This window comes from Paenibacillus sp. JMULE4, from assembly GCF_013337105.1.
GTDB lineage: Bacteria > Bacillota > Bacilli > Paenibacillales > NBRC-103111 > Paenibacillus_G > Paenibacillus_G naphthalenovorans.
Window position 1 is genome coordinate 17040 of the sequence record NZ_SGWF01000001.1, and the last position, 15925, is coordinate 32964.

Below are 15925 nucleotides of genomic sequence, written 5' to 3' on the forward strand. Positions count from 1 at the left end.
AATGGATGTCTTTTCAGGGATAGGCTAAAGTTCTTTGTCGGTACTAGCAGGAGTTTAGACTTTTCTGGAGAATTAATTAATAAAGGGATATTATATATCGGTTAAAAAGATCGGGTGGTTATCGTAATGAAGGAACAAATCTCGAAGTTGTTTGGTTTTGCTGATAAGGCGTCAACAAGCGAAGTGAAAAATGTTCCTGTCCATGAGATCGTTCCAAGTCCATACCAGCCTCGAACAATATTCGATGATGAGCGGATTGAAGAACTGTGTCAGACGATTAAAACACACGGCGTAATTCAGCCGATTGTAGTTCGGATGCGGAACAATATGTTTGAATTGATTGCGGGAGAACGTCGTTTGCGAGCCGTGAGAAAATTGGGTTTAGAAACGATCCCTGCCATCATACGTGATTTTAATGATTCGCAAGCGGCTTCTATAGCTTTAATTGAAAATCTTCAGCGTGAAGGTTTAACAGCTATTGAGGAGGCCATTGCTTATCAGCAATTAATTGATTTGCACAGTTTGACACAGGAAAGCTTGGCTCAAAGGCTGGGGAAAAGTCAGTCCACCATTGCCAATAAAATCAGACTTTTGCAATTGAGTGAACCGGTGAAGCAAGCGTTAATTGAACGTAAAGTGACGGAGCGGCATGCCAGAGCTTTGCTTTCTTTGGATCAAGAAGAACTTCAGGTTAAAGTGCTGGAAGACATCATTTCTAAAGAATTAAATGTGAAACAGACAGAAGCGAGAATTGCTTTTTTGAAGGAATCGGCTAAAGTAAAAAGCAAAGCCAAGAGGGTTTCGTACTCTAAAGATGTGAGATTGGCGCTAAATACAATCAGGCAATCCGTTGATATGGTTTCATCTTCCGGTTTAACGATTAATACTACGGAACAAGATCATGAAGATCATTACGAAATTGTCATTCGGATACCAAAACGCTAAAATAAATTATACATTTATTGTTCATCGTGCTGTTCTTAATTATAGTTCACTCCGTTGAATTCATAATCAAAGGATTGGCCTCATTAGGAGGCTTGTTTTTCTCTTTAGGCATTTTGCTGAACATATCATTGGGGAGTTTCTAAGCTTCTCTAATGATTCTTTTTTTTGAAATTGCGTCAAGTCGTGTCGATCTATTTACATTTATTTTGGAACCGTCTTAAAAGAAATGAAAAATTCGAATTTTTTCTAGTGTATTTATTCATTATTGTTTCGTGAAATGGAATTCGAAAAAGTTTTGAATCATTTAAGTTTTTAATTTTATGAGGTGAACTCATTGGCTAAAATTATCGCCATAACCAACCAAAAGGGCGGGGTTGGCAAAACTACAACGTCTGTCAACTTAGGAGCTTCTCTGGCATCTTTGGGAAAAAAGGTATTGTTGGTTGATATTGACCCTCAGGGCAATACGACAAGCGGTATTGGGATCAACAAAGCGGATGCCGTATATTGCATTTATGATGTTCTGATTAATGATGTACATCCCAAAGATGCCATGTGTGATACGGCAATTGAAAATTTGAAAATTATTCCTGCTACTATACAGCTTGCCGGCGCGGAAATAGAGCTTGTTCCGACCATATCAAGAGAAGTTCGTTTAAAAAAATCGCTTCAGCTAGTGAAACACATGTTTGATTACATATTGATCGATTGTCCGCCATCTTTAGGTATTTTAACTGTAAATTCATTAACGGCTGCTGATTCGGTCATTATTCCAATTCAATGCGAGTACTATGCTTTGGAGGGACTAAGTCAGCTTTTGAACACTGTGCGCCTTGTGCAGAAGCATCTTAACACGACATTGCAAATTGAAGGCGTTCTTTTAACGATGTTTGACGCCAGAACCAATTTGGGGATGCAGGTTATTGAAGAAGTGAAAAAATACTTTCAGCAGAAAGTATATCAGACGATTATTCCCCGTAATGTGAGATTAAGTGAAGCTCCGAGCCATGGTCAGTCCATTATTACTTATGATCCGAAATCAAAGGGTGCAGAGGTATATATGGAGTTGGCAAAGGAAGTGATTGCACTGTGAGTAAGCGATTAGGTACGGGACTGGGAAAAGGGCTGGATGCGTTACTGCCCTCACTTAACATCAATGAAGATGATAAGGTTGTTGAAATTCCACTTGCTCAATTAAGACCGAATCCATATCAGCCGAGAAAAAACTTTAATGATGAATCGATTCAAGAGTTGGCTGCATCGATCAAAGAGCATGGAGTCATTCAACCCATTATTGTAAGAAGCGTTTTAAAGGGATTTGAAATCATTGCGGGCGAACGACGGTATCGTGCTTCACAAGCCAGCGGGTTGGCGACGATCCCGGCCGTTGTCAGAAAATTTACCGATCAGCAAGTTATGGAAATTGCTTTAATAGAAAATGTACAGCGTGAAGATTTGAATGCGATGGAAGTCGCCGTTGCATATCAAGCTTTGATCGATCAGTTTAATATGACGCAAGAAGAGCTGTCAGTGAAGGTCGGAAAGAGCCGTTCACACATTGCCAATTTTCTCCGGTTATTGCAGCTGCCAGAAGAAGTCAAACAATATGTTTCACGTGGAACATTATCGATGGGTCATGCAAAGGCTATTGTAGGATTAAAAGATAAAAAGATCGTCAAAGCCTTGGCGGATACAACTATTAAAGAACAGTGGAGTGTACGCCAATTAGAAGAAGAAGTTAAAAAGCTGGAAGAAAATACGGAGAAAAAAACCAAATTAAAACCGAAACGCAAGGATCCTTATATTAATCAGCTGGAAGAAAGCTTGAGGGAAACTTATCGCACTACAGTGAAAATCAAACATAATAACAATAAAGGTAAGATTGAAATTTTATATTATTCAAAAGATGATTTGGATCGCCTGTTGGAAATGCTGCAAGGGAAAAGTTCATGAAGCTATTTCGTATAGCATACCTGAGTTATATACCTGATTTTCTCAGGTGATTCGGGTATGCTATCTTTATGAAAATGAAAAGGTGGGGTGATTGAAATTGTCGATAATATATTTGGATCATGCAGCTTCCTCTTGGCCAAAACCCCCGGAGGTATTAAAAGCAATGTACGACAATATGGAACACTTTGCTGCGAACCCGGGCCGGGGCAGTCATGAAATGGCTGTAAAAGCAAGCCGCACTCTGTTTGAAGGACGCAAGCAATTAGCCAAACTTTTTCATATTAAAAATCCGAACGATATTGCCTATGCACTAAATACAACCATGGCTCTCAACTTGGCCTTAAAGGGATTTCTTCATGAGGGAGATCATGTCATTTGTACTGCTGTAGAGCATAACTCCGTCAGAAGACCATTGGAATATTTGAAAAAAACGAAAAACATAAACATTTCTTACATTAAAACAGATCAGAAAGGGCATCTGGCAATTGATAATCTGGTTTCGGAAATAAATGGTAATACAAAGTTGGTTGTTTGCAGTCACAGCTCTAACCTGCTTGGAAGCATACTGCCTGTATCAGAAATAGGAGAACTGTGCAGAGACAGAGGAATCAAGCTATTAGTGGATGCCGCGCAAACAGCAGGGATATTAGAAATTGATGTGGAAAAAATGGGGATTGATATGTTGGCTTTTCCCGGCCACAAAGGACTTCTTGGACCGCAAGGAACGGGCGGGTTGTATATCCATCCCGATATTGATTTGGATCCGCTGCTGCATGGGGGGACGGGGAGCCAATCGGAAGCCATTGATCAGCCTACCGTACGGCCGGATCGATATGAGGCAGGGACACAAAATACGGTGGGGATAGCGGGACTCATTGAGGGCGTGAAATACATACAAAAGGAAACGGTTGAAAGCATTCATAAGAAGGAATGGCAGCTGACTCAAAGAATGATGTCAGGGCTATTGGAAATTGATGGCGTTACTGTATTAGGTCCTGAAGTGGGGCAAAATAAAACCGGTATCGTTTCGTTTACCATAGGAAATGCGGATTCCTCTGAGATTGCTTTTATTTTGGATCAATCGTTTCAAATTGCCGTTCGGGCAGGATATCATTGTACGCCTATGGCCCATGAGATGGCCGGGACCATGGAACGTGGAGCGGTTCGGGCGAGTGTAGGCTGTTTTACAACGAATGAAGAAGTCGATCAATTCGTTTATGCGATCAAGGAAATCGTGAAATATACCAACTAAGAGTGTGGATGTGGGGGCCATCACATGGGGGAACTTGGAGCAAGTATTCCGTTAGAAGCTGTATTAGCATTTGTGGGAATCATCATATTGTTTTTTAGTATTATCGTTGTTTCCTTATGGGCGAAGCTGAATAAACTCCGCAAAAGATACGAACGTATGCTGAACGGAGCGGAGGCTGTCAATGTTGAACAAATATTAATCGACCTGCAGCAAAAGTTAAATGACCAAGAGGCTAGAAACGGTGAAATTGATGAAAAAATCAAACAAATCAGACAACATATGCGTCATATGAAATCACATATCGGATTTTGCCGTTACAATGCTTTCGCGGAACGAGGAAGTGATCTAAGTTTCTCCATAGCGATCCTGGATGATCAGAGGGATGGGGTAGTGCTTACGGGAATACACAGCCGGGAACAAACTTATATGTATGCTAAGCCGATAGAGCAAGGACAGTCCAAGTATACGTTGTCCCCGGAAGAAATCGAAGCCATTAATCGATGCGGACTAAAGGTGTAGGTTTCCACCGCAGTTTACTGGTTAGAGCGGTGTAGAATGATTTGGCTATGATGTCGGACATATTCATGACCAAGCTTAGTCGCGTATTCTGAAGCACGAAATATTCCATAAAACCGCCGACGTTAACAATACCGGTAATATGCATATTTCCTACCGGAGGAAGCTCTTTATTGACGCCGGCACCGGGCTTGACCGGACCTTGCCCGATCTGGATGCAGCCCACGCTTGTTAATTGACCAAGACAAGCATCGACGGCAATAATATACGGATTATTAAAGTGTTGGTTTATGGTGGTGAGCGTTTCGCTTAGGTTCATTGCATGAACCGGATGATCCAACGTTCCAAATAAATGAAGGCCTTCTATCGCATACTTTTTTAATTGAGTTCCCACGAGTGGACCTAATGAATCGCCGGTGGAACGATCCGTGCCGACACAAACCAGAACGATAGGCTGATGGGGAGGCACTTGTTGGAGAAAAGCAAAAAGGCGTTCGGAGAGCAATTCGATACTGTTTGATTCTGAATGCATTACCTTAAGAATTTCATTGTTTGTTGTCTTTTGCGCATCTCTATGAAAAGGAATTTTCATATTTACGCCTCCCATTAAGAGTTCATACACAAAAATCAGGGCTAAAACTGTTACTAGTATACGGTTAATAGGAATGAATTATACGTAGGTCTGAAAAAAACGGAAAAGGCGGGAGAGCGTTGCTGTTGATGGCTTTTGATTCAACTCAACAAGCGTTAAGAGCGGAGATGCTGCTCGATTATGCCGGCATTGAGAATGATATGTGTCCGACTCCGAAAGAAATAACGGCCGGATGTGCCCTATCTTTGGAATTTCCGGATGAATGTTTACATCAAGTAGCGGACATTATCCGCCAAGAAAATGTAGAGATCAGGGGCATTTATTTTAAAAACGGTGATAAATATGTTACGATAGATCTGTAGGGTGGGAAGGAAATGAACCAATCTAATCCTGAAGTTCAAACGGAGGAAATAACATTAGAAAATTTACCGCAAATATGGAAAAAACTTCGAACGGAATTGACGGACTATATTTCCAATCCTGAAGTATGGACTGGATTACTGTTTACCTTATTGAAGGTATTTCTGATTTATATAGCCGCTCGGGTCATTATTAAAATCGCTAATAAGGCTTTAGAGCATATGTTGAGAGAAAGATCGCGGGGTCCGATCCAATTTGACCAGAGAAGAACCAAAACGATCGGTAAATTAGCTGCGAATATCATTACTTATGTGGTCAATTTCATCATGATTCTGATGATATTGAGTCAATTTAATGTAAACTTGGGTCCTGTGCTGGCTGGTGCAGGCGTTGTCGGACTTGCCATCGGTTTCGGAGCCCAGAGCTTGGTGAAGGATGTCATTACCGGCTTTTTATTATATTTGAGGATCAATTTGCCGTCGGAGATGTCATACAAACAGGAACCTACAAAGGAACAGTCGAAGAAATCGGCTTGAGAGTAACCCGGATCAAAAGTTGGACGGGAGAGGTTCATATTATTCCTAATGGAACAATTAATCAGGTAACAAACTTTTCGATTAATAATTCACTTGCAGTAATCGATGTAAATGTTGCCTATGAAACGGATATCGATACCGCTTTGAAGGTATTAAAGGAAGTTGCAAATGCCTTTTATGAACATAGCGTGGATATGGTGAAGGCTCCTGACGTGCTTGGTGTTCATATGATAGGGACTTCAGATATTACATTGAGACTGACTGCCGAATGTAAACCCAACACTCATTTTGCGGTGATGCGCCAATTGAATGCGGAAATCAAAAAGGCATTCGAGTCACACGGGATTGATATCCCTTATCCGAGACTCGTCACTTATCATCGGACGGAAAAGGCGGAATCTTAATGGAAAAGAAACAATATCAGCTTGGTGATGTAGTACAGATGAAGAAACCTCACCCATGCGGCACGAACGAAATGGAAATTATCCGGATGGGCATGGATATTCGGATCAAGTGCGTCGGGTGTAAACATAGTGTGCTCGTACCCAGGGCGAAGTTTGAGAGCAAATTAAAAAAGGTGCTGAGGTCTGCCGCTGTATCAGAAGAGGCTGGAGCGGACGGTACGGAAGCAGGACAATAGGTAAAGAAACCAGCAAACAAAGGCTTTGATAATCTGCTTAATTAGGTATTGCATTTATAAGAGGGGCTGTGATATTATATTACTTGTCCCTTTTGGAATGCGGAAAGGTACCCAAGTGGCCCAAGGGGGCTGACTCGAAATCAGCTAGGCGGCGCAAGCCGTGCGTGGGTTCGAATCCCACTCTTTCCGCCATACATACAATAACCAAACGACCGATGACGGTCGTTTTTTTGTTGCGGAAAGGGGAGAGAACCCGAGGGGTTCGTCGGAGCATAAGCATCGGCAGGAATACATCGCAGTCGGCCGTAAAGCGGAATATGAAAAAGAATATTGCGGCCTATCAACGGCCTCAAAAACGTTTGTATACATGTTGAGAACGTGAAGCAGCGAGTTAATTAGGGCTTGCTGAATAATCAAAAAATCCTTATCGTACAAGGATTTTGAGGCACTTTTGTCGAATTCATCTGCAAGGAAAATACGGGAAATCGGTAAAAAACCTTGCAGATGGAGTGAGCGAAAATGTTCGTGTTGAATCGAGATATGGCAGACCTGCTGGAAAACTTCTATTTGCCCTTTGGCGGGAAATTAAATCCAACCAATCGTTGGGTCCAGCTTGCGTCGATCATTCCTTGGGACAAAGTAGAAGAAAAATACGTGAGCTCGTTCCAGTCACCGATCATCGGCCAAAAGGCGTACCCTGCACGTATCGCTCTCGGCTCGCTCATTATCAAGGAGCGCCTTGGTTTAAGCGACCGCGAGACGACCTTGCAAATCCAAGAGAATCCGTATTTGCAGTTCTTCTTGGGCTACACCGCGTATGTCGATGAAGTGCCGTTTCATCACTCCCTGCTCACGCATTTTCGGGAACGGCTCGGCCTGGAAATCCTGGCTGAAGTGAACGATTGGATCGCCCAAGCCGCGCTGCAAGCAGAACGAGAGGCCGAGGCGAAACCGAAATCGTCCAAACGAGATCGTGATGACGACGACAACGATGCGGGTGGCTCGCAGCTCACCATGGAAGTAGGGGAAGCCCTCACCATTCCTGAGGAAACTCCCGCAACAGCTAAGAAATCCCGTAACATAGCTAAAAGGTTCCATGTCTTGCCACCAGCATCAGCACCGACTGCGAACGTGAGGAATAAGGGGACCCTCATGCTGGATGCGACATGCGCACCTGCAGACATCAAGTATCCGACGGATTTGGGGTTGCTGAATCACGCGCGTGAGATCCTCGAAGACATCATTGACATACTGCACCATCCCCATATTGGAGTGATGGAGAAGCCGCGCACATACCGCGAGAAAGCCAGAAAATCATATCTGGGCGTATCCAAACAACGCAAGGCATCGGGCAAGGTGATCCGCAAAGCGATCAAAAAGCAACTGGGCTACGTGGGACGGGATCTGCGGATCATTGAAGCACTCGTGGAGCATACGCCTCTCACGGAGCTGAGCAAAAGACACTATCGTCAGCTTCTGATCATCTCGGAACTCTACCGTCAGCAGCGCGAAATGATGGAGAAGAAAATACACGTCATCGCTGATCGTATCGTGAGTATCCAACAGCCGCATGTCCGTCCGATGGTTCGAGGCAAAGCTGGAACGAACGTGGAGTTCGGCGCCAAAATCGCCGCCAGTCTGGTGGATGGATACGCTTGGATCGAAACGGTTGAGTGGGACAGCTTCAACGAGGCAACAACGCTGCAAGCATCGGCGGAAGCGTACAAACAGCGATTTGGGTATTACCCCGCCGTCATTTTGGCTGACAAAATCTATCGCAATCGAGACAATCTGAACTATTGCAAAGAGCTTGGGATTCGCCTTAGTGGCCCAAAGCTCGGTAGGCCCTCGAAGGAGCAAAGTGAAGTCGCCGATCGTCGGCAAGAGCGGCAGGACGCCGCACAGCGCAATGCAATCGAAGGAAAGTTTGGAGAAGGCAAGCGCAAATTGGGACTGGGTCGCATTCATGCACGTGGTGCCGAAACCAGTTTAACCGTCATCGCCCTTCAATTTCTGGTCATGAATTTGGAGCGACGACTACGGGTTCTCTTTTTGCCTTTTTTCAAACTGCTTGGGTTTAGAGGCTTACGTTGGGTGTAGACTGGGATGGATCTTGTTCAGCAAGCCCTAATTAAGTTATCAACAGGACAATATCAGTTCGTCTAACCCAAAAGTTAATCACATGTTGAAAAGTTTTGCTTTGCCGGATATGCCGGGGTTATCCACATATCCCATAACCTGCTGCTGCAAATGAGTGGTATATAGCTCAAGGGCTTCATTTTAATAGTGTAGAAAAAAATTGCAGCCATAACCAAAAGACCCGGCCATGTTTCCAACATGGATTGGGTCTATGCCTGGAAGGCCTATTGACTGCGGGATTGGCGGTAAATCGAGAAGCGGTCAATGACGTAACCCATGACGGTCCACGACAAAGTCGTGAGAAAATAGAGAAGCAGGGGGTTTACGTCCGTATAAGTGAAGATAGGGTAAAACCAGGCCGGCACGCTGAGAGAGTAAAACAGTAAATAAATCGGGTCGTATTCGTGTCCGATATAATGGATCAGGCAGAGCGCGGCACCGATAATGGTAAGAATAAGGGTATATTTATATCGCATATCGTAATCTCCTTTTGAGTTGTCATTTACATGAAGTTATTGGTTCCCCGACGCGCCTTCCGATTCCGCGGCGGTCGGGGAGAGGGGGTCAGCCCCGAAACACTTTTTTCCACTTTCGGTTATGATTGGTGGTTTCGGGGAAGCGTTCCCCTTTTTTTAATGTGATCATTTTGGGATTGTTAATGCCCATATGGAAGGCATTTTCGCCAACTTCCATATACTCGCCGTCGTTCGGCGCCCTGTCGCCAGGACGGAATTGCGACCATTCACCCATGGCGGGTCACCTCCTGTTGTTGGTGTATTGTTAGATTTTCCACAAAACGACTTTAGCATTAGGGTTAATAATTACCATCCTGCCCTGTTAAAAAAGCATGATCGTGTGATGGTTTCTCTTGCTTTGGCATTCTATTTTTGCTATAGTATTATGGTGCGAGTTTAGGAAAACATTCTCGCTCCTTGCTTCTGACGGTACAAGCCGAATCAGAGGCCTTTTAGTCCAAAAGGAGGTGGCAACATGCGCAAATACGAAGTGATGTACATTATCCGTCCTGATCTGGAACAAGAAGCGGTTCAGGCTACGGTGGAGAAGTTCCAAAACATCATCAACAACGGTGGCGAAATTACGAAGCACGATCTGATGGGTAAGCGCCGTCTTGCGTATGAGATCAACAAGCATCGTGACGGTCATTATGTGTTGGTTCAATTCAACGCTAATAGTGAAGTCGTCAGCGAGCTTGACCGTGTATTGAAGATTTCCGACGAAGTCATTCGATACCTGATCGTCAAAGACGTAGCTTAAGGCTCCAGTGCCGTAATTGAGTTTGTTGACAACGGACAACGGAAATCACGGCTGTACGTTGCAACGGATCCGGGAGGGAAATACATGCTGAATCGTGTGATTCTGATCGGAAGACTGACACGTGACCCTGAACTGCGCTATACGCCCGCAGGTGTGGCTGTAACCCAGTTTACACTTGCAGTTGACCGACCTTTCTCAAATAATCAAGGCCAAAGAGAAGCGGATTTTATTCCGGTCGTAACTTGGCGCCAACTCGCGGAGACTTGTGCGAATTATCTTCGCAAAGGTCGTTTGGCAGCAGTGGAAGGCCGTATTCAGGTACGCAGCTATGATAACAATGAAGGACGTCGCGTTTATGTGACGGAAGTCATTGCGGACAATGTGCGCTTTCTGGAGTCGGCTAACAGCGGCAATCGCGATGAGGGTATGGGAATGGGTGCCGGCAGCGGCGGCGATGGAGGCGGCTACCGTGGAGGTTACGGCGGAGGACGCAGCCAACAGCAGGATCCTTTCCAGGATGATGGAAAACCGATTGATATTTCTGATGATGATTTGCCGTTTTAGAGAGCGTAACATCTGAGAGCAAGAAAATGCTTTAAGACCTCAGTAAAATCAAGGGGTTTTAAAGCATTTTAACTGTGTAATGGTAATCTTCATTTACGACCAGCATCCACGGTTTATTAAGATCGCACGATGTTGAGTAAAATGTGTAATATGTTATGACAGTCTATGTAGTCTAGTGATGATGACCATCCTTATTTCAAGATGTGGGTACAGCCCCGTAGTGAGAAGTTGGGGATAGCCAGAGAAAGCTTATTACGTTTGACCAATATGCATAATGAAAGGAACGAGAGTATAACAATGGCATTTGCACAAAGAAATGACGAAGAACGTGGCGAAAGAAAGTTTGCTCCACGTAGAGGTGGCAAAGGTAAACGTAGAAAAGTTTGCTACTTTACAGTCAATAAAATTACTCATATTGATTACAAAAATACGGAAGTTCTTAAAAAGTTCATTAGTGAACGGGGGAAGATTCTTCCTCGCCGTGTGACTGGAACAAGCGCAAAATATCAACGTGCTTTAACAGTTGCAATTAAACGTGCTAGGGCGGTAGCGTTGCTTCCGTACACAACGGATAATATCTAGGAAAAAGGTGTGTTGGCCTTATGGCAACACACCTTTTTCTATGGCAGCACAAAAGAATACCCGCGGCGGAAGAGCATTGCATATGCGAATCGTTCCTTTTGTTTCTTGAGTTTAGCCGGAACTCAACTATGATAATTGACAATTAGCTCCATAATAATAGATGATGGATGATATATACACTCAAGTTCGGTTAAAGTGGGAAAACATTGGCTGAACATCATATAGTATTGATCTTGGTGGTGATGAATATGGGCAATCTGAAAATTGAAAAAACTCTCAATGAGGCCGGAAAACGAAATGTAGTAGTTGTGGATGAGGACTACAACATTGTCGAGGAAATAACATTGTTTCTTCACTATTTAGAAGAGAAGGGGCACTCTGAGAACACAATCGAAGGTTATAGTAGAGACTTAAAGGAATATTTCACTTGGTTAAACGAAATGGGGCTTAAATTTTACGAGGTTAGGAAAGCGGATATGTTTTCTTGGCTTGAGTATTTGAAAACGAAAGTCGGAAAGACGGACAAAGAGAAATCTGCAAAGACAAAGAATAAGTATATGGCAACAATAGCCTCATTTTATCGATTTTATGAAGTGATTGGGGGCTTTGTGACGGAGAACCCATTAACTTATAAAGATGATTCAAAAAACAGACATTTCCTAGTTCAGAAAGTTAGTCGTAAAGATATGGGTTTTAATTTCTTCCGAGTTAAAGAGAAAAAATCAGTTAAGGGTAAGCGTTTGACTCGGGAACAGGTTGAAAAGCTCTATCAAGGACTTGAGATGTTACAGTCAGATGAGAGCTTAAATGCCCGAAATCAGTTATTGTTCAGATTTCTTTATGAAACGGGTTGCCGGATTAGTGAGGCATTAGGTCTTCGTATAGGTGATTATGAGATTCAAACAAAAGTTGGGGTTATAAAGGTAAAAGAGCATGATCCACTATACCATAAAGACCACAACATCAAATCACTAGAAAGGGAAATACCCGTCAGCAGAGATATTGTCTTTGCCATAGAGGATTATATCTTGTATCATCGCCCTGATGATGGAAAACATCTTACGATATTTGTGAATCATGAAACCAGCCCTGGCCAATATATGATCCGCGATACGATAACAAAGCTCTTCAATAAGCTATCTGAACAAGTGGGTATAAAATGCACTCCTCACATGCTTAGGCACACCCATGGAACCGAACTCACCGAATCGGGATTTGATATGCGTTATGTCCAAGATAGGTTAGGTCATAATGATGTTAAGTCTACGAGTAAGTATCAACATTTGTCGCTTGAAGCGAAAACAACGGCATATGAAAGCTTCATGCGTCAGAGAAGGAGCGCGGAGTTGAATTGAGTAGAGCGTATATTTCAACAGTTGATACAAAAACTGATAGATGGGAGGTTCCGTATCAATCGAGTTATGGTGATAAATTATCTTTTGAATTTTCATATTTGCCAAATAAATGGTTCAAGAAAATACATAAGCAAATAACAATTGAATGCATGAGTCTAGGGAAGCCGAGCGTCGAAACACTGTATCGATATAATTATTCATTGAAACGGTTCTTTGAATTCCTGAAAGAATACAACTTGAAAATTATGGATTATGCCGATTTATCGCACCAAATTACTCAAATGTATATTTATTATTTACAACAGATTCATTTAGCAAACTCTACAAGATCGGTTGCTATGTCTGCACTAAAATGGGTAGTAGAACATGGGCAGTTTTTTGAGTATGATGGTTTTCCGGAGGGACAGGTTTTTGATGGAGATGAGTACCAAGCACTGAAGCAAGATGATGTTTTAAGGACAAGGTATATACCCGATAATGTAATGGAACAGATTGAAATAGCTTTAAAAAAGGAGAATAACATCCTCTTGAAGTCTATTGTGGAGATCGGCATCGATTCGGGAATAAGGCTTTCAGAGGTTTTGGACCTAACCGAGGGTTGTATAACTGAAGATTTTACAGGAAAACCCGTATTGTATGTTTTCTCTCCGAAAAATAAGGCTGACAGATATATCCCCGTATCAAATCGAGTCAAACGGGCAGTTCAACTACTTGAACAATACTCAGAAGTGGCCAGGAAAGAACTTGCAACAAACTACATTTGTCTTTACTGGCAAAAACGGAATATACGGTACGCCAGACTGCTCCAAAAAATATTTCGAGATAAACTTTATCGGTTTGTCAAAAAGCATGATATCAGAGATAACAATGGCGAATTATACCCATTAACCTTTCACGCATTTAGGCATACGCTTGGAACGGACATGCTAAATAAGGGCATGAGCATGTTTGAAATTCAAGAATATCTAGGTCACGAATCATTGCACTCCACAAGCTTATATGCAAAAGTCCAAAATCCAAAAGTTGAAAGCGAATATAAAAAGCTTGGATTTATTGGCATGATAGTCAAGGAAATCAATGAGAAGGAACTTGGTCAAGGAAAGAATCTCGACACGGAAACGCTATTGTCTGCTTCATTGCCTGATGGGGCTTGTCAGAAGCCGATAAATAATGAGGGCAAGATATGCTCTAAATTTAATATGTGCGTGATCTGTCCTAAGTTTATCACGACTCCCGAACACTTACCAATTCATAAAGACCATTTGGATCGTCTCAGAGCCAACAGAGAGGCATATATGGCTCAGGAGTATATCGGGACGACGAATCATCTTGAGACTGTTGAATACGCCTTAGAAACGATTATAGGGCGTTTGGAGGCGATGCAGAGTGGTTGAAAGCATAAAGCTTCAATTGTTTGATTACAACCCCCTAATGCCCCAATTAGATTTCCGCTGCGGTAATAGTAAATTCTCAGACAATGTATGGGATTTTAACGGATTTATTAATGTAGAGCATTTGTCTGGCAAGAGGCTTATGATTGATTTTGAATTTGTTGTTGATAAGCCCAAAATGCTAGAAGTAATAAAATGGTTTATGCATCATGAGTTAACCACGGGCAAGTTTTCAACTGCCAAACGAAATTTAGACGGTGTTGTTCGATTTTCTAAATTTATAAAACTCAACTTTCGCAGCTTAAATTCGGTAGGTAAGCCTTGATGTAATTGGGCAAACCGGCGATCCAATGCTGAAGTTGTGTTTGGATAAGTGTTGTGATCTTCTTACTGGCTTTCTTAGCGACTTCCTCGAGCAATTCAATAAGTTGCTTTAAGGCTACTGCCCAATCTAATTGACTTACTTCATCGCATAGCAAATGAAACAAGCCGCCTAGCGTGCGGTTGTCAGTGCTTTGTCGGTGTTGCCACGCCAGCAATATGTAACGGGAAAAGACAATCGTAGTATGACTGATGAGCAAGTCATACGAGCGCCCCTGAAACTCTTTTTGTAGACGCAGCAAGGATTTGGCGCACTTGAAGAACACTTCAATATCCCAGCGAATTCCGTAGATCCGGATTATTTCTTCTTCGGGGATGGAGAGGTCAGTGCATAGAATCGCAAGCCATTCTTTCTTCTTTGAGCGGTGGCGCACGAAAACCATTGTGACCGGAATCCCTGGGGACAACTCGGTACGAATGGAACGCAGGATTCCATTGTTCTTCCCTTGAACGGGGATGGCTTCAAAGTAAAGCTCTTGCAAGGATAAACGGCGACCGCGAACAAGATAACGTTTCTTGTCCGCTTTGACCATGCCGATCACATCCAGACCGCAATCAAGGATCGCTTGGATTAATGGGGCATGTGTGAACCAACTGTCCATGAGGACGTACGAGGCTTGCATGCCCGCCGAAAGCGCACGATCAATCATCGCTGGAATGACTTCAGGAGCAGGCAGCAAAGCTTCGACCCGCCGTTTGTAGCCGGACGTTCTCTTGTCGATCCCCTGCATGATGCCGTTCACTTGCGACTTGATTGAAGCGAGCAAAGAGAAGTCAACCGGAATAAACGTATGGCCGTCCGACCAGCCTAGCGTGAGCATCCGGAATCCTTTGTAGTAGCAACCCGTCGCATGATCCTTAAATCGGGAAAGCAGTTCAACCGCCTTGCTGCGATTTCGCTCAAACATGGAGTCGTCAACAACAAATACGGTTACGCGATTTTCTCCTGTCAGCGGCTGAATCTTACCAATGGTGGAGGAACTAAGCAATGTTAGAAATCTGCGCCATGCATAGCCGCTGTGATTTAGGAAGCGATAGACCGCATCCTTGCCAGGAAATGATTCACCCTTGTGGCTTTCCAACAAACGAAACCAGTTCTTGTGATGAAACAAGAGCACAAAGACAAGTTGGAATAGAAACGAGCAAGTATATCCGAATTTCTTTTTGAAGCCCGCTGTTCTTAAGTGTTGCAACACTTTCAGTTCTTTGAAGGCTGATTTGATTTCATTTGGAAGTTGATTCTGTTGTACGTTTTGCTCTATCATGTAGAGGACACCTCTTCTGTATGGTAGTGTTTGATTCGACACTCTCACTTTACCAAACGAAGCGGTGTTTTTCTATTTTTACAACATCCGTATTGAATCTGCTGTTTGTCTAGTCACATCATGCAATTAAACCGATTTTCGCTCTGCGAAAGTTGAGTTATAAAAGAATATGCGCCGGA

The 15925-nt window shown here is 43.1% G+C and carries 18 protein-coding genes, 1 tRNA gene and 1 pseudogene; 16 read left to right on the forward strand and 4 right to left on the reverse strand.

The genetic code is table 11. The annotated features are described in order from the left end of the window. The first annotated feature begins 126 nt into the window (after window positions 1-126). The 5 genes from noc (at window position 127) to EXW96_RS00100 (ending at window position 4669) form a co-directional block, all read left to right on the forward strand. Window positions 127-945: a nucleoid occlusion protein gene (gene noc, locus EXW96_RS00080; RefSeq protein WP_174349553.1), complete on the forward strand. Its 819-nt coding sequence runs from the start codon at window positions 127-129 to the stop codon at window positions 943-945. Window positions 946-1279: 334 nt separating this feature from the next. Then, entirely contained in the window at window positions 1280-2038 is a 759-nt protein-coding gene (locus EXW96_RS00085; protein WP_062410201.1) for a ParA family protein, read from the forward strand. Next, complete coding sequence (locus EXW96_RS00090; RefSeq protein ID WP_137671214.1) at window positions 2035-2898, forward strand: ParB/RepB/Spo0J family partition protein; 864 nt, start codon at window positions 2035-2037, stop codon at window positions 2896-2898. Before EXW96_RS00085 ends, EXW96_RS00090 begins: the two co-directional genes overlap by 4 nt. Before the next feature lie 97 nt (window positions 2899-2995). Next, a complete protein-coding gene (locus EXW96_RS00095; RefSeq protein WP_174349593.1) occupies window positions 2996-4150 on the forward strand; it encodes an aminotransferase class V-fold PLP-dependent enzyme in 1155 nt (384 codons plus the stop codon). Window positions 4151-4174: 24 nt separating this feature from the next. Next, window positions 4175-4669 carry a DUF4446 family protein gene (locus tag EXW96_RS00100; protein WP_174349554.1) on the forward strand — a complete coding sequence of 165 codons (495 nt, stop codon included), beginning with the start codon at window positions 4175-4177 and terminating at the stop codon, window positions 4667-4669. Here the strand turns inward: EXW96_RS00100 and yyaC are convergent. Beyond that, window positions 4644-5258 (reverse strand): spore protease YyaC, encoded by a 615-nt coding sequence (gene yyaC / locus EXW96_RS00105; protein ID WP_062410204.1) that lies wholly within the window; start codon window positions 5256-5258, stop codon window positions 4644-4646. The two genes, EXW96_RS00100 and yyaC, sit on opposite strands and share 26 nt — an antisense overlap. Window positions 5259-5377: 119 nt before the next feature. On the opposite strand from yyaC, the gene EXW96_RS00110 reads away from it, so the two are divergent. The 5 genes and pseudogenes from EXW96_RS00110 to EXW96_RS00130 all read left to right on the forward strand — a co-directional run bounded on the left by EXW96_RS00110 (window position 5378) and on the right by EXW96_RS00130 (window position 8894). Next, window positions 5378-5620 (forward strand): putative Se/S carrier protein, encoded by a 243-nt coding sequence (locus EXW96_RS00110; protein ID WP_062410205.1) that lies wholly within the window; start codon window positions 5378-5380, stop codon window positions 5618-5620. A gap of 12 nt (window positions 5621-5632) precedes the next feature. Beyond that, a pseudogene (locus tag EXW96_RS00115) lies at window positions 5633-6558 on the forward strand (mechanosensitive ion channel family protein). Beyond that, window positions 6558-6794 (forward strand): DUF951 domain-containing protein, encoded by a 237-nt coding sequence (locus EXW96_RS00120; protein WP_054816949.1) that lies wholly within the window; start codon window positions 6558-6560, stop codon window positions 6792-6794. The pseudogene EXW96_RS00115 and the gene EXW96_RS00120 overlap by 1 nt, the downstream one beginning before the upstream one ends. Before the next feature lie 101 nt (window positions 6795-6895). Continuing rightward, window positions 6896-6986 (forward strand) — tRNA-Ser (locus EXW96_RS00125). A gap of 327 nt (window positions 6987-7313) precedes the next feature. Beyond that, window positions 7314-8894 carry an IS5 family transposase gene (locus EXW96_RS00130; RefSeq protein WP_074729564.1) on the forward strand — a complete coding sequence of 527 codons (1581 nt, stop codon included), beginning with the start codon at window positions 7314-7316 and terminating at the stop codon, window positions 8892-8894. Between the two features lie 263 nt (window positions 8895-9157). Here EXW96_RS00130 and EXW96_RS00135 read toward each other — a convergent pair whose 3' ends face one another. After that, entirely contained in the window at window positions 9158-9409 is a 252-nt protein-coding gene (locus EXW96_RS00135) for a hypothetical protein (protein WP_062410207.1), read from the reverse strand. A gap of 88 nt (window positions 9410-9497) precedes the next feature. Continuing rightward, window positions 9498-9683 carry a YjzC family protein gene (locus EXW96_RS00140; RefSeq protein WP_062410208.1) on the reverse strand — a complete coding sequence of 62 codons (186 nt, stop codon included), beginning with the start codon at window positions 9681-9683 and terminating at the stop codon, window positions 9498-9500. Between the two features lie 240 nt (window positions 9684-9923). Here EXW96_RS00140 and rpsF point away from each other — a divergent pair, with 240 nt between their 5' ends. The 6 genes from rpsF (at window position 9924) to EXW96_RS00170 (ending at window position 14425) form a co-directional block, all read left to right on the forward strand. Then, on the forward strand, window positions 9924-10208 hold the full coding sequence (rpsF, locus tag EXW96_RS00145) for a 30S ribosomal protein S6 (protein ID WP_054816951.1): 285 nt from the start codon (window positions 9924-9926) through the stop codon (window positions 10206-10208). An 84-nt stretch (window positions 10209-10292) separates the two neighbouring features. Beyond that, window positions 10293-10772 carry a single-stranded DNA-binding protein gene (gene ssb / locus EXW96_RS00150; RefSeq protein WP_054816952.1) on the forward strand — a complete coding sequence of 160 codons (480 nt, stop codon included), beginning with the start codon at window positions 10293-10295 and terminating at the stop codon, window positions 10770-10772. A 297-nt stretch (window positions 10773-11069) separates the two neighbouring features. Continuing rightward, complete coding sequence (gene rpsR / locus EXW96_RS00155) at window positions 11070-11354, forward strand: 30S ribosomal protein S18 (RefSeq protein ID WP_023559051.1); 285 nt, start codon at window positions 11070-11072, stop codon at window positions 11352-11354. Window positions 11355-11560: 206 nt separating this feature from the next. Then, a complete protein-coding gene (locus EXW96_RS00160) occupies window positions 11561-12709 on the forward strand; it encodes a tyrosine-type recombinase/integrase (RefSeq protein WP_254611142.1) in 1149 nt (382 codons plus the stop codon). Further along, window positions 12706-14103: a tyrosine-type recombinase/integrase gene (locus EXW96_RS00165; RefSeq protein WP_174349555.1), complete on the forward strand. Its 1398-nt coding sequence runs from the start codon at window positions 12706-12708 to the stop codon at window positions 14101-14103. Before EXW96_RS00160 ends, EXW96_RS00165 begins: the two co-directional genes overlap by 4 nt. Beyond that, window positions 14096-14425, forward strand: a complete 330-nt coding sequence (locus EXW96_RS00170) for a hypothetical protein (protein WP_254611143.1) — start codon at window positions 14096-14098, stop codon at window positions 14423-14425. Before EXW96_RS00165 ends, EXW96_RS00170 begins: the two co-directional genes overlap by 8 nt. Here the strand turns inward: EXW96_RS00170 and EXW96_RS00175 are convergent. After that, on the reverse strand, window positions 14388-15746 hold the full coding sequence (locus EXW96_RS00175; RefSeq protein ID WP_074730243.1) for an IS4 family transposase: 1359 nt from the start codon (window positions 15744-15746) through the stop codon (window positions 14388-14390). The genes EXW96_RS00170 and EXW96_RS00175 overlap by 38 nt on opposite strands. Between the last annotated feature and the right edge of the window lie 179 nt (window positions 15747-15925).

Bases quoted from the DNA above. Each gene is read 5' to 3' on its own strand.
- noc (WP_174349553.1), top strand. From the start codon at position 127: ATGAAGGAACAAATCTCGAAGTTGTTTGGTTTTGCTGATAAGGCGTCA.
- EXW96_RS00100 (WP_174349554.1), top strand. From the start codon at position 4,175: ATGGGGGAACTTGGAGCAAGTATTCCGTTAGAAGCTGTATTAGCATTT.
- yyaC (WP_062410204.1), bottom strand. From the start codon at position 5,258: ATGAAAATTCCTTTTCATAGAGATGCGCAAAAGACAACAAACAATGAA.
- EXW96_RS00120 (WP_054816949.1), top strand. From the start codon at position 6,558: ATGGAAAAGAAACAATATCAGCTTGGTGATGTAGTACAGATGAAGAAA.
- EXW96_RS00130 (WP_074729564.1), top strand. From the start codon at position 7,314: ATGTTCGTGTTGAATCGAGATATGGCAGACCTGCTGGAAAACTTCTAT.
- EXW96_RS00135 (WP_062410207.1), bottom strand. From the start codon at position 9,409: ATGCGATATAAATATACCCTTATTCTTACCATTATCGGTGCCGCGCTC.
- EXW96_RS00140 (WP_062410208.1), bottom strand. From the start codon at position 9,683: ATGGGTGAATGGTCGCAATTCCGTCCTGGCGACAGGGCGCCGAACGAC.
- rpsF (WP_054816951.1), top strand. From the start codon at position 9,924: ATGCGCAAATACGAAGTGATGTACATTATCCGTCCTGATCTGGAACAA.
- ssb (WP_054816952.1), top strand. From the start codon at position 10,293: ATGCTGAATCGTGTGATTCTGATCGGAAGACTGACACGTGACCCTGAA.
- rpsR (WP_023559051.1), top strand. From the start codon at position 11,070: ATGGCATTTGCACAAAGAAATGACGAAGAACGTGGCGAAAGAAAGTTT.
- EXW96_RS00175 (WP_074730243.1), bottom strand. From the start codon at position 15,746: ATGATAGAGCAAAACGTACAACAGAATCAACTTCCAAATGAAATCAAA.